The sequence below is a fragment of the Burkholderia cepacia ATCC 25416 genome (genome assembly GCF_001411495.1).
GTDB lineage: Bacteria > Pseudomonadota > Gammaproteobacteria > Burkholderiales > Burkholderiaceae > Burkholderia > Burkholderia cepacia.
The window spans coordinates 250,601-263,362 of the sequence record NZ_CP012983.1 but is presented as its reverse complement, the minus strand read 5'-3'; the positions used below and the strand labels follow the sequence as shown (position 1 = coordinate 263,362).

Annotated in this window: 11 protein-coding genes; 5 read left to right on the top strand and 6 right to left on the bottom strand. The window is 67.3% G+C overall.

Features of this window, described 5'->3' with window-relative positions:
- Window positions 1-52 precede the first annotated feature (52 nt).
- Window positions 53-1,216, top strand: a complete 1,164-nt coding sequence (locus APZ15_RS33515; RefSeq protein ID WP_034196200.1) for an acyltransferase family protein — start codon at window positions 53-55, stop codon at window positions 1,214-1,216.
- Window positions 1,217-1,274: 58 nt separating this feature from the next.
- Here APZ15_RS33515 and APZ15_RS33510 read toward each other — a convergent pair whose 3' ends face one another.
- The 4 genes from APZ15_RS33510 to APZ15_RS33495 form a co-directional block, all read right to left on the bottom strand.
- Window positions 1,275-1,784 (bottom strand): hypothetical protein, encoded by a 510-nt coding sequence (locus APZ15_RS33510; RefSeq protein WP_027792167.1) that lies wholly within the window; start codon window positions 1,782-1,784, stop codon window positions 1,275-1,277.
- A 245-nt stretch (window positions 1,785-2,029) separates the two neighbouring features.
- The gene (locus tag APZ15_RS33505; RefSeq protein WP_027792168.1) at window positions 2,030-2,485 is read right to left on the bottom strand and encodes a hypothetical protein; all 456 of its coding nucleotides are present in this window, start codon (window positions 2,483-2,485) and stop codon (window positions 2,030-2,032) included.
- Window positions 2,486-2,597: 112 nt separating this feature from the next.
- The gene (locus tag APZ15_RS33500; RefSeq protein WP_027792169.1) at window positions 2,598-3,266 is read right to left on the bottom strand and encodes a hypothetical protein; all 669 of its coding nucleotides are present in this window, start codon (window positions 3,264-3,266) and stop codon (window positions 2,598-2,600) included.
- A gap of 188 nt (window positions 3,267-3,454) precedes the next feature.
- On the bottom strand, window positions 3,455-4,447 hold the full coding sequence (locus APZ15_RS33495; RefSeq protein ID WP_027792170.1) for a LysR substrate-binding domain-containing protein: 993 nt from the start codon (window positions 4,445-4,447) through the stop codon (window positions 3,455-3,457).
- A 57-nt stretch (window positions 4,448-4,504) separates the two neighbouring features.
- Between APZ15_RS33495 and APZ15_RS33490 the strand changes: the two genes are divergently transcribed.
- The 3 genes from APZ15_RS33490 (at window position 4,505) to APZ15_RS33480 (ending at window position 7,586) form a co-directional block, all read left to right on the top strand.
- Entirely contained in the window at window positions 4,505-5,404 is a 900-nt protein-coding gene (locus tag APZ15_RS33490) for a DMT family transporter (protein WP_027792171.1), read from the top strand.
- 637 nt (window positions 5,405-6,041) lie between these two features.
- Complete coding sequence (locus tag APZ15_RS33485) at window positions 6,042-7,196, top strand: branched-chain amino acid ABC transporter substrate-binding protein (protein WP_021160717.1); 1,155 nt, start codon at window positions 6,042-6,044, stop codon at window positions 7,194-7,196.
- 87 nt (window positions 7,197-7,283) lie between these two features.
- A complete protein-coding gene (locus tag APZ15_RS33480; RefSeq protein WP_027792172.1) occupies window positions 7,284-7,586 on the top strand; it encodes a hypothetical protein in 303 nt (100 codons plus the stop codon).
- A gap of 104 nt (window positions 7,587-7,690) precedes the next feature.
- On the opposite strand, the gene ydiJ is transcribed toward APZ15_RS33480, so the two are convergent.
- Entirely contained in the window at window positions 7,691-10,750 is a 3,060-nt protein-coding gene (gene ydiJ, locus APZ15_RS33475) for a D-2-hydroxyglutarate dehydrogenase YdiJ (protein WP_027792173.1), read from the bottom strand.
- A 153-nt stretch (window positions 10,751-10,903) separates the two neighbouring features.
- Here ydiJ and APZ15_RS33470 point away from each other — a divergent pair, with 153 nt between their 5' ends.
- Window positions 10,904-11,794, top strand: a complete 891-nt coding sequence (locus tag APZ15_RS33470) for a LysR substrate-binding domain-containing protein (protein WP_027792174.1) — start codon at window positions 10,904-10,906, stop codon at window positions 11,792-11,794.
- A 28-nt stretch (window positions 11,795-11,822) separates the two neighbouring features.
- On the opposite strand, the gene APZ15_RS33465 is transcribed toward APZ15_RS33470, so the two are convergent.
- Window positions 11,823-12,674 carry a LysR substrate-binding domain-containing protein gene (locus APZ15_RS33465; RefSeq protein WP_027792175.1) on the bottom strand — a complete coding sequence of 284 codons (852 nt, stop codon included), beginning with the start codon at window positions 12,672-12,674 and terminating at the stop codon, window positions 11,823-11,825.
- Between the last annotated feature and the right edge of the window lie 88 nt (window positions 12,675-12,762).

The following is a 12,762-nucleotide window of genomic DNA, read 5'->3' as shown; positions in this document are numbered from 1 at the left end:
ACCAGGATCGTCGCCAGGCGGGTCATGGCTGACCAACCACGCAGGCAACGTGATGAGCGCTCAGGACGTCCCGGTCGACTTCGCTTCTCGGCAGGACACGGCGGCAGCCGTCCATCGAAACGCCGGCCTCGACGCGTTGCGCGCGTGCCTGACGTTGCTGGTGGTCTTTCACCACTGCGCGATCACATACGGCGCGCTCGGCGGGTGGTACTACCACGAGGTGGCTGCCGGCCCGTCCGTGGAATCCGCACTGCTGACGCTCTTCTGCGCGATCAATCAGGCCTTTTTCATGGGCCTGTTCTTTTTCCTGGCCGGTTATTACACGTCGCCGTCCATCGATCGCAAGGGCGCCGCACGTTTCCTCGCCGACCGGTTCATCAGGCTCGGCCTGCCTCTGCTGGTGTACGGCTTCGTGATCGGCCCGGCAACGATCGCCCTGGCGCAATCGGGCGCAGGCCACCCGTTCGCGGATACGCTGGGCCGCCTGTGGCGGAAAGGCACGTTCGAGAACGGCCCGATGTGGTTCGCCGAGGCGCTGCTGATGTTCAGCGCAGCTGCAGCACTCTGGCACATCGCCTTCCGGCGCACCGTGGCGCGCGATACGAACCGCCCCGACCGGAACCCCTTTCCGTCCGACAGGACGTTGGCCGCCGCGGCGTTGCTCACGGGTATCGCGGCACTGGCGTTGCGGTCCCGATGGCCGGTAGGTATCAACGTATGGGGGCTGCAGCTCGGCTACTTCGCGAGCTACGTCGTGTTGTACGCAGCCGGGTGCCGGACCGCGCGCGTGCACTGGATCGAGCATCTGCCGGCACGGCAGGTCAGACTGTGGTGGCGCATCGCACTGCTGGCACTCCCTGTCCTGCCGGTCGCTTACCTGCTCGCCAAGCACGTTCCTGCATTGCGCGGCCACCCGCAGGAGGTGATCTACGCATTCTGGGAGCCGCTGGTCGCGTGGGGAACGAGCCTGTTTCTTGCCAGCCGTTTCCAGCGGCGCTTCGATCGACTGACGGGCGCATGGCAGTCGCTGTCCCGACGCGCGTACACGATCTACATCATCCATCCCCCGGTGCTGGTGGGTATCGCCCTCGTATGGCGAACCGTGCCGGTGTCGCCGTTCCTGAAATTCGCCGTGACCGGCGGTGTCGCTTGCGTCACGTGCTACCTGATTGCCGGCCTCCTGCTCCGGGTGCCGAGACTCGCGTCGATCCTGTAAGCGCACCCATGCCTGACGCAGCTGGAAGAAGGCGCACGATCGAGCCGGAAATGCGAGCCTAATGTCGCCGCATGCCCCCCGCCCCGTTCATGCCACCGAACGCATGCATCCCGCCGAATTCGCGATGCGCGCCGACCGGGAACGCGCCATGGCGAAAACCGGCACCGGTCGGCACGCCAAAGCGGCGATGTTCCATCCCGTTGACGTGAACGACCGGATCGAAATGGTGGAAATGGTGGAAGTGGTGGAAACGATCGATGAAGACGAAGCCCACGCCCGCGCCGATGAACAGCGGCGGCCCCCAGTACCCCAGGTCGGCATACGGGTAGTCCACCGACGGATACCATAAAACACTACCATCGGGACTCTGCACGAACTGCCATGTGCCGTCGTCCTGCAGGCATGCACGCCCCACGATTTGCTGGTCCGTGCCGTCGATGTTCGCTCGCGCGACGACTGCACGGCAGTTGGCCGTGTCGCCCGCCAGATCGTCGTACGTTTGCGCGAAGACCGCCGCGGAACAGCCGAGACAGACGATACCTATCCCGGATCGAAACAAGTTGCCCATGATCGGCTCCTGATTGCCCCCGACCGCTAGATCGCGGGCACCGTTGGCGGTGCCCGACACATCGAATCGCTCACGCACGATTCACCACGCGGCGGTAACGCGCCGCCGCTACGTACAGGGTCTCCTGCCGGCTAAACGATGCGGCGCGCGTGCTTATTCCAGGGGTCTGGTGCGATTGATCAACGCGGGAACCTTCGACAGTCGATGCCGCGGCTGGCGGCTGGCGGCTGGCGGCTGGCGCCGGCCTAGCGCCTCGCGAAGCGGTAGGCCGCCGCCGCGCTGATCCCGAATACCAGATGGGCCACCAGCGTGATCGCACCACGAACCGGAACGAACCACGGGAAGATCGCGGTGAAGGCGTACAGGTTGACGCCGTACAGGATGAGGCCGAACGCGCCGCCTGCGAGGAGCGCGGCCGCGAGCGACAGGGTGCGGATCGTTTTCACCAGCACCGCCGCATAGACCAGCGACAGCACCATATGCACGAGGGTCGCCACCGCCATGACCAGCGGATCGAAGCCGGCGGACGCGTCGAGCACGCGGCGCCCCATCACGATGGCGGCCGTGAGGCGTGCGTCGCGCAGCAGGTTCCCGATCGCATCATCGCCGGCGATCGGCCAGAGCAGCAGTTCGACGACAGTCGAGCCGACCGCCGCGGCGAATGCCGCCCAGAGAATCGGGACGACACTGGCGCGTTTCAATTGGCGCCCCCGGCGCAACCGGCCGAGGAATCGAAGCAGCGTGTGCCGCCCCCGCTCCGGCGCCGGTCGGGCAGCATGTGCCCGCGATGCCGAACCGGGCAGCCACGCCACATCACGACGCCCGTTCGCAATCCGTCCAGTAAGCGAACGGATCGCGATGTTTCGGATAGTTTTCGTCCAGCCATTTCAGCAACGTCGCCCGTGCGTTGTCCATGTCGGCTTTCAGCGACGAGGTCGTCAATTCATGCACTTCGACGGACTTCTCGCGATCGACCACGAAGCAGTTCCAGTCGGGGCCGTCGAGATCCGGATCGTCGGACGCCTTCGACGACTTGCCCCAGCCGAACCCCTTGCGTGCGTCGATGTAGTACCGCGGATGCACTTTCAGGTACGACATCTCGCCGCCCTGCAGGCTGCTCTCCGCGCGCAGCACGTCGTGCCCGTCGACGATCTGCGTGACTTCCGGAAGCCGGCGCGCTCGCCATCCGGCGGGCAGCGTCGCGATGGCCTTGACGCTGTCGTACATCCCCCAATCCAGCCCCCACGCTTCGGCCATGCGCTTCATGAATGCGTCCGCATTCGGATAACCGCGCAGCTGAATCCGGGTCGACAGCGTGACTTCGATCCCGCCGCGCACGCCCGTGCCGGCGGATGCCTCGTTTGCGTTCGCTTCGAACGGGTTGCCGGGACGCGACGCGCGCGTCTCGTCCGTGGGCGCCATGCCCGAAAACAGCTGGTCGAGCGCTGCACGCGCTTTCGACGATTTGTCCGGCCTGTTCATTGTTGACCTCGCTTGCACCCGCACGGATGCATACATTTTCGATTTTCGTTCATCTCTCCACCTCATCGTTTTTCGCGGACGCATTGTCGTCGATCCGGCGCTGCCGGCCTAGTGCCTCGAATCGCGCACCGCGTCCTTCGCAGCAGCCGGCCCGCCGTGGCGGGTCGCCACGACCATTTCCATTTCGATCAGGTGCCTGCCGCCACCGCCGCCCGCATCCGCTCCATCAACGCCAGCACCTCCGGCCGATTCTCCCCCTTCGCGTGCACGAAGTAATACCGGAGCACCGAATCGACCTCGAGGCGGCTCACGCGCACGAGTTCGCTGCGCTTGAGATAGGCGTCGGCAAGCGGTACGCGCGCCAGCGCCACCCCGAGCCCGGCCTCGGCCGCGGCCAGCACGAGGTTGTAATCCTCGAACCGGCGATCCTGCGCGCGCGGCTTGAACGGCACGCCCAGGGCATCGAACCACGTGCGCCAGCCGGTCACATCGGAATCGTGCAGCAACGGCATGTCGAGCAACGCGGCATCGCCGCGCCGGCGGCGCTCCGCAGCCAGTTGCGCGGCGAGCCGAGGATGCGCGACCGGATAGAGCCGCTCCGGCATGAACGCACGGGTTTCGAGCTGGCGCCAGTTGCCGCGCCCGTACCGGATCGACAGGTCCGCTTCGCCGCCGGCGATATCCACGTTGCGAAGATCGATGCCGAGTTCGATCTGCAACGCGGGTGCCTCGCTCTCGAGCGCATGCTGCCGCTCGAACAGCCACAGCTGCGCGAATGCCGGCACCACGCTCATCCTGACCAGTCGCGGCGCACGCGGCGAACGCCACTGATCGGCCGCACTGTCGATGATCGCGAACGCCTGTTCGATCCGGCCAACGAAGCGCTGCCCGTCCGGCGTCAGGCGCACGCCGCGCGCATGACGTTCGAACAACTTCAGGCCGAGCCAGTTTTCAACGGCGGCCACCCGCCGGCTGATCGCGCCGTGCGTCACGCCGGAGACGTCGGCGGCGGCCAGGAACGAACCCTCGCGCGCGACCGTGCACACCGTCTCCAGGCTCGCGAGCGGCGGCCGCGAACCCGGCGTCGGCGTCGGCGCCGCGGCGGGCAACGCCGCCGCGCGCTGTTTCGCGCGGGCTGCAGCGCCGACCGGCCGCCGGCTCGAGCTGTGAATCATCTTCATATCCGGATGCTGATCTGTGCGCTAGCTTAACATCTCGCGACGCCGCATCATCGCCGCATGAACACACTCTCCACACCGTCGTCGCGCGCTGCGCGGCAGCCGCTGGTCGCGGCCGGCGCGGTCGCCTTCACGATCGTTTCGTGGGCGTCCGCTTTCCCGTTCATCCGGATCGGCCTGCATGGCCTGACCCCGCTTCAGCTCGCGGCGGCACGCTTCGCCACCGCGGCCGTGCTGATCGTCGCGTGGCTGGTGGCGCGGCGGCCGCGCGTGCCGACCCGGAGCGATGCGCTGCGCTTCCTGCTGTGCGGCTTTCTCGGCATCGCGCTGTACAACGCGCTGCTCAATACCGGCGAGCAAACCGTGTCCGCCGGCGCGGCGAGCTTCATCGTGAACACCCTGCCGATCTTCACGGCCCTGCTGGCCGCCGTGTTTCTCGGCGAGCGCTTCAATCGCTGGGGCTGGCTCGGCTCGCTCGTCAGCCTCGCCGGCATCGCGGTGATCGCCCGCGGGCAGCCGGGCGGCCTCGTCCTCGGCGCGGGCAGCACGCTGATTCTCGGCGCGGCCCTGTGTTCGGCCAGCTATTTCGTGCTGCAGCGGCGGCTGATTCCGGTATACGGCGCGCTGGCCTGCACCGCTTACACGCTGCTGGCCGGCGCGCTGCTGCTCACGCCGTGGCTGCCCGGCGCGCTCGGGGCGCTGGAGAGCGGATCGCGCGACACGACGCTGGCCGTCCTGATGCTCGGCATCTTCCCGGCCGCGCTGGGTTACGCGACCTGGACCTTCGCACTCGGCTACTTCGGCGCGGCACGCGCCGCCAACTTCCTCTATCTGACGCCGGCGGTCGCGACGGCCCTGTCGATGGCGCTGACGGGCGAGCGGCCCGGGATCGAGACGGTGTGCGGCGGCCTGCTGGCGATCGCCGGCGTGATCTTCGTGGCGTTGCGCGGACGCGCTTAGGCGCAACGCCGCATCGGGCCGGCACAGTCGGCCCGACGATCCGCAAGCGAGCCGGTCGGATGAACCCCGACATCTGCAAAGCCGATCGGATGGCGCGGGCTATCGACTCGCGCCAGTTCGCCAGCGCCGCCGAGGCTTGACCGTTAGTTGCATCAATAGAGGCATCGATCCCGATGAAACCTGGCAGTTCAACCGGACGCGCAATCACAACCGTCCAAACTGTGCAGACAAATCGACCGAACAGTTCCGGATTGACCGCGCATCAGTGTCCATGGCTTCGCCCCGGCCGCCGGCCGAATAATGGATGCGGCCGTAAGGCCGTCGACAGCGAATCGCAATCCATCGCGTGCCGCGGCGCACGATTTCCGGCATCCGGCGCCTTCGGATTTCGGGCGCCGGCCTTGCCGCACCGGCCCCGTGACGCGATTCGCTGCAGCGCGCAAAATCGGCTTCATATATATTCATACGAATTGCGCGCTGTCAGGCCCCGGGCCGCTCATCCGGGCATCACGCCGACGGGCAGGACACGATGCAAGTGAAACCCATGACGGGTATGGAGACTCATCCGATCGCCCCGGCCTCACCGTCGGACGGTCGAGACGTCCAATAGAAAGATCATTCAAATCGGAGATGGCAGATGGAACGAAGCACTGTCGGCATGCGCTGCAAACCCCTGATCACCGTCGCACTGGCTGCCGCCGCATTCGCGGCCGCGTCGGGCGCGATGGCCGACCAGGTCGTCAAGATCGGCAGCGTCGAACCGACGACGGGTGGCATCTCGCACCTCGGCAAGGACAACGAGAACGGCGCGCGCCTCGCGGTCGAGGAAATCAACGCGAAGGGCCTGACGATCGGCGGCAAGAAGATCACGCTGCAACTCGATGCGCAGGATGACGCGGCCGACCCGCGCCAGGCCACGCAGGTTGCGCAGAAGCTCGTCGACGACAAGGTCGTCGCCGTGATCGGCCACCTGAACTCGGGCACGTCGATCCCGGCGTCGAAGATCTACAGCGACGCGGGCATCGTGCAGATCTCGCCGTCGGCCACGAACCCGACCTACACGCAGCAAGGCTTCAAGACGACGTACCGCGTGGTCGCGACCGACGCGCAGCAAGGCCCGGCGCTCGCGAGCTACGCGCAGGCGAAGGGCGTGAAAAGCGTCGCGGTGATCGACGATTCGACCGCATACGGCCAGGGCCTCGCGAACGAGTTCGAGAAGAAGGCGAAGGCGCTCGGCCTGAAGGTGCTGTCGCACGACGCGACCAACGACAAGGCCGTCGACTTCCGCGCGATCCTGACGAAGGTCAAGGGCGAGAACCCTGACGCGATCATGTACGGCGGCATGGACGCCACCGGCGGCCCGCTCGCGAAGCAGGCGAAGCAGCTCGGCCTGCGCGCGAAGATCCTGTCGGGCGACGGCGTGTGCACCGACTCGCTGGCCGAACTGGCCGGCCCGGCGGCCGACAACGTGCTGTGCTCGCAGGCGGGCGCCGCGCTCGAGAAGATGCCCGGCGGCGCGGACTTCCTCGCGAAGTACCAGAAGCGCTTCAACCAGGGCATCAAGTTCGATGCGCCGTTCGCGTATGACGCGGTCTACATCGCTGTGGACGCGATGAAGCGCGCGAACTCGACCGACCCGGCGAAGATCCTCGCGGCGATGCCGGCGACGAAGTACGACGGCGTGATCGGCACGACGACCTTCGATGCGAAGGGCGACCTGACGCACGGGATCATCTCGATCTACGGCTACAAGAGCGGCAAGAAGACCTTCCTCGACCAGGTGAAGATGTAACCCGCCGCGGCGCCGGCACGACGGGAACGCCACCCGTCGGCGCCGGCGCCGCGCGGGCCGATTTCTGATTCACGGAGACGAAGCATCATGTGCGCAATGGCGTATGCGGAATTCCAACAGGAGTTGAGGAAGGCACAGTTGACGGCGCGCGAGTTCGCCCGCCTGATCCGGATGAACGAAAGTTCGATCACGAACTATTCGAGCAAGGGCACCGTCCCGTCCCACCTCGCGGTCATCGCGAAACTGATCGGCACGCTGGCCGCGCACGAGATCGATTTCCGGCGCGTGATCCGGCAGATGCGGATCGAACCGAAACGGCCGCGCGGCGGCGGCGTATTTCCTGCGGCGGACAAGCCGCGTTCCAGAAAAACGGCGAAGGCCGACGCCTGAGCGCGGGCATGCGTCGACAGCGGCTCAACGCTTGCCGCTTGCCGCTTGCCGCTTGCCGCCGGAACGGAATTCGTCTCAAGGGCACCGCGCCATGCGACGCCCGATCATCCTCCCGCCGCCCGCACGTGATCGAGCAGCGCCTGCAACGGATGGCGCACCTGCTTCGAAGACATCCGCTTCACCTGGCTGCGGCATGAATAACCGGTCGCCAGCGCCTCGCCTTCCCCATCCGCCGCATCGACGTGCGCCGCCCACGACTGCGCGTAGATCGTCTTCGACGTCTCGAGATTGCGCGCTTCGTGCCCGTAGGTGCCCGACATCCCGCAGCACCCGGTTGCCTGCACCTGCAAACGCAGCCCGCGCCGTGCGAACACCTGTGCCCATTGCTTGCCGCTGTCGGGCGCATTGGTCTTCTCGGTGCAGTGCGGCAGCAACCGGTACGAACCGGCGACGCGCGGCACGGCGCCCGAGTCCGCTTCCGGCAGCGCCTGCAGCAGCCATTCCTGCGGCAGCGCCACCTTCGGCACATCGGCGAGCCCCGTCACCTTCAGGTATTCCTGCCGATACGTGAGCGTCATCGCCGGATCGAGGCCGACCAGCGCGACACCCGAGCGCGCCAGCGCCGCCAGCTGCCCGGCATTGCGGATCGCCGCCTTCTCGAACGCGCGCAAAAAACCTTGCACGTGCAGCGCCTTGCCGTTCGGCGCGAGCGGCGCGAGCCACACCTGAAAACCCGTGCGCGCCGCCAGCTCGATCAGCGTCGCCAGCTGCTCGGTATCGAAATAGCGCGTGAACGTGTCCTGCACGATGACGACGCTGCGTGCGCGCTGCGCGTCGCTCAGCGCGGCGAGCGCCTGCGGGTCGGCCGGCTTCACGCGCCATTCGCGGATCACGGCGGCGAGATCGAAGCGGCTCAGGAGCGGGCTGTCGACCATGCCGACGTGCCGCTCGAGCAGCGTGCGCACCCAGCCGGCGCGCATCAGCCCGTTGTACAGCGCGGGCACGCGCGCCATCCACGGCATCGTGAATTCGAGCGAGCCGATCAGGTAGTCGCGCACCGGCCGCAGGTAGCGCTGGTGATACAGCTCGAGAAACCGCGAGCGGAATTCGGGCACGTTGACCTTGACCGGGCACTGCCCGGCGCACGATTTGCACGCGAGGCAGCCGGCCATTGCGTCGTACACCTCGTGCGAGAAATCGGCCTCGCCGTTGCGCGCCGCGCGGCTGTTGCGCCAGCGCCCAGCCAGGCCGCGCAGGAACGGCTGCCGTGCGCGCGCCGCCGCGACGACGTCGACGCCGGCCTGCCCTTGCAGGCGCAGCCATTCGCGCATCAGCGACGCACGCCCCTTCGGCGACTGCACGCGTTCGCGCGTCGCCTTCCACGACGGGCACATCGCGTCGTCCGGATCGAAGTTGTAGCACGCGCCGTTGCCGTTGCAGTGCATCGCCGTGCCGTAGCTCTGCCACACGCGCTCGTCGATCTGCCGGTCGTGGTCGCCGCGCGTCGGCACTTCGTCGATCTTCAGCAGCCGCATCGTGTGATCCGGCGGCGTCGCGATCTTGCCCGGGTTGAACTGGTTGTACGGATCGAACGCGGCCTTCAGCTGCTGCAGCGACGGATACAGCTCGCCGAAGAACGCAGGTGCATATTCGGAGCGCACGCCCTTGCCGTGCTCGCCCCACAGCAGGCCGCCGTGGCGCTGCGTGAGTTCGGCCACCGCATCCGACACGGGCCGCACCAGCGCCGCCTGCTTCGGGTCCTTCATGTCGAGCGCCGGGCGCACGTGCAGCACGCCCGCGTCGACGTGGCCGAACATCCCGTACTGCAGCCCGTGACCGTCGAGCAGCGCGCGGAATTCGGCGATGTACGCGGCGAGGTTCTCGGGCGGCACCGCGGTGTCCTCGACGAACGGCTGCGGGCGCGCCTCGCCCTGCACGTTGCCGAGCAGGCCGACCGCGCGCTTGCGCATCGCATACACGCGCTTCACCGCGTCGTCGCCGGCCGCGAGCGTGTGGCCCAGGCGCTCCACGCCGGTATCGGTGCGCAGATGCTCGACGAACGCACGCACGCGTGCGTCGACGTCGTCCGCGTCGTCGCCGCTGAATTCGATCAGGTTGATGCCGAGCGTCGGACGCGCGTCGTCCTGCGGGAAATACTCGGCGACGCTGCTCCACACGAAGTCCTTCATCGCGAGCATCAGCACCTTCGAGTCGACCGTCTCGATCGACAGCGGCTCGTGCGCGAGCAGGGCGCGCGCGTCGCGCAGCGCATCCATGAAGCCCGCGTAGCGCACGTTGACCAGCACCGAATACTTCGGGATCGGCAGCACGTTGAGTTTCGCCTCGACGACGAAGCCGAGCGAACCTTCGGCGCCGCACAGCACGCTGTTCAGGTTGAAGCGGCCGTCGGGTTCGCGCAGGTGCGCGAGGTCGTAGCCGGTCAGGCAGCGGTTGAGCTTCGGAAACTTCGCTTCGATCAGCGCGGCCTTGTCGTCGCTGATGCGTCGCGCGGTGCGGTACACCTTGCCGATGCGGTCCTGCCGCGCACAGCGGCGCTCCAGTTCTTCGTCATCGAGTGCGTCGCTGTGCAGCCGCTCGCCGCCCATCAGCACGAAATCCAGTTCGAGCACGTGATCGCGCGTCTTGCCGTACGTGCAGCTGCCCTGCCCGCTCGCGTCGGTGTTGATCATCCCGCCGACGGTCGCGCGGTTCGACGTCGACAGTTCCGGCGCGAAAAACAGCCCGTGCGGCTTCAGCGCCGCATTGAGCTGATCCTTGACGACGCCCGCCTGCACGCGCACCCGGCGGCGCTCGACGTCGATTTCGAGGATCCGGTTCATGTTCCGCGACAGGTCGACGACCACGCCGTCGGTCAACGACTGCCCGTTGGTGCCCGTGCCGCCGCCGCGCGCGGCCACCGCGACGTCGCGATGCGCGGGCTCGGCGAGCAGCCGTGCCAGCAGCTGGACGTCGTCGGCATGCGCGGGGCAGATCACCGCTTGCGGCAGGCGCTGGTAGATCGAGTTGTCGGTGGCCTGCACCGTCCGGTTCGCATGGTCCGCGCGGATCTCCCCGGCGAATCCGGCGGCCCGCAGCGCGGCGAGAAAGTCACGGTACGCATTCGCGGGCGGGCTGGCGGGGCGGGGCAACGAGGCGATCGACATGGGGCAAAAGCGCAGTGTGGGTGGAGCCGGCCGGTTCGCGCGCTCCAAAACATGACTTTTTGGCAAGTTTCCGCGCGACCGGGAATTCCAGTATCTTTGGAATTTCCGTGAGAAACAAACGAATTCTCACCCGGCGAATATTGCATAAAACTCATGAATTACCGTCGCCTCACCCCGTCCATGTCGCTGCTGCTCGTGTTCGAGGCCGCCGCGCGGCATGAAAGCTACACGCGCGCGGCCGAGGAGCTGTCGCTGAGCCAGAGCGCGATCAGCCGGCAAGTCCAGACGCTCGAGGATCAACTCGGCGTGCCGCTGTTCCGGCGCGAGGGCCGCTCCGTGAAGCTGACCGAGGTCGGGCGCCGCTACTTCGCCGAGCTGAGCGGCGCACTGGGGCGCATCCGCGGTGCGACGCTGCAAGCGATGTCCCATCAGGCGGGCGCCGGCACGCTGCGGCTCGCCACCTTGCCGACGTTCGGCTCGAAATGGCTGTTGCCGCACCTGCACGACTTCTACACCGCGCATCCGGGCGTGACCGTGCACCTCCATTCGCGGATCGGCGCCATCGATTTCCTCAACGACGACCTCGATGCGGCCATCACCGTCGGCGCGGGCGACTGGCCTGGCCTGCACGCGCACCGGTTGTACAACGAGTTCCTGATCGCGATCGCGCCGCCGGACACCGGCAGCCGCCGCAAGGCCGACGCGCGTTCGCCGGCGTGGGCCGCGAAGCAGACGCTGCTCGGCGTGACGAGCAACCAGCAGGCATGGGCCGAGTGGTTTTCGCACTATCGGCTCGACCATCGGCAGATGCGCATCGGCCCGAGCTTCGAGCTGACGTCGCATCTGATCCAGGCCGTGCGGGCCGGGATGGGAATCGGGCTGGTGCCGAAGGTGCTGGTGGAAGACGAGCTGGGCCGCAACGAACTCGTGTCGATCGGCGACGCGATCACCAGCCAGCGCAGTTACTACCTCGTCTATCCGCCGGGGAACGAGACACTGCCGTCGCTCGTCGCGTTCCGCGAATGGCTGCTGAAGTCGTGCTGAAACACGGCCGCCGGCGGGCTGCCCGCGTTCAGGTACGCCATTCGCCGAGAATCTGCTCGGCCAGGTAGTCGCACGGCGGGCGCGCGGACTGCGCGCTGCGCGCGAGCACGACCTCGAGTTCGCCCAGCGGCGGCAGCCCGTGGCTTTCCGACAGCTGCACGAGATGATCGGGAATGCAGCAGCGCGCCAGCGGCGCGACCGCGAGCCCGGCCTCCACCATGCTGAGGAGGCCGAGGTGGCTCGGGCTCTCGTAGGACATCCGGTACGGGATCTTCCGCCGGTTCAGCGCCTTGACCGCCTGATCGCGCGCCATGCTGCCGCCGTGCGTGAAAAAGGCCACCGGCAGCGGCCGCTCCTCCCATACGTTGCGTTTCGGCGACCCGGCCCACACGAGCGGTTCGAGCCGGATCAGCTCGCCGGTCACGCCCTTGATCCGCGTGAGGCACGCGAGGTCGACCGTGTTGTCCTTCAGCATCGGCACGAGCGCGCTGCTCGGCTGGCCGATCACGCGCACTTCCACACGCGGGTGCATCGCGGCGAACTTGCCGAGCACCTGCGGCAGCAGCGACGAAATGTAGTCGTCGGGCACGCCGATCGTCACGCGGCCGCGAATCTCCGGGCGCACGACCGACGCCCAGGCCTCGTCGCGCATCGCCAGCATCCGGCGGCCGTATTCCGCAAGCATCGTGCCTTCGCCGGTCGGCGTCACGTTGCGCGTGTCGCGGATGAAGAGCGGCTTGCCGAGCGCATCTTCCAGCGCCTTGATCTGCATGCTCACCGCCGACGGCGACCGGTGCACGGCCTGCGCGCCCTGAGCGAACGATCCGGATTCGGCGACGGCCACCACCATCGCGAGCACATCGAGGTCGAGCTTTTTCATCGTATTCAGAAAAACTGATCAATCGATTCAGTTTATCCCGTTTTACTGTTCGCCTCCACGATCGGACAATGATTCCCGTCAGCACTCA